The organism is Alcanivorax sp. HI0007 (assembly GCF_001635525.1).
GTDB lineage: Bacteria > Pseudomonadota > Gammaproteobacteria > Pseudomonadales > Alcanivoracaceae > Alcanivorax.
This window is the reverse complement of the sequence record NZ_LWEJ01000119.1, coordinates 1-204: the sequence shown is the minus strand read 5'-3', so window position 1 is coordinate 204 and position 204 is coordinate 1. Positions and strand designations below refer to the sequence as shown.

Sequence of the window (204 nt, the reverse complement as noted above, 5' to 3'; positions counted from 1 at the left end):
ATCGCCCACGCCAGCAACTCGCCCCACTATGTTGGGGAGCTGCGAAAGCGATACGGCATCCCGGTACAGCTACTCATGGCCTCAGGCACCGACTATGACGGCCAGAAGATCCAATACGGGGTGTACTGGCTGGACGGTGACGGCAAGGCCGCCGCCCGTAAGCTACTCGGGGAGGCCAGCTAATGCGCTTCCTCATCGAGCTAG

General features: G+C 61.8%; 1 protein-coding gene. It reads left to right on the top strand.

Features of this window, described 5'->3' with window-relative positions; genetic code table 11:
* Positions 1–183 (top strand): hypothetical protein (locus tag A3714_RS17970; RefSeq protein WP_197463384.1); only part of this gene is annotated, 183 nt, incomplete at its 5' end.
* Positions 184–204 lie beyond the last annotated feature (21 nt).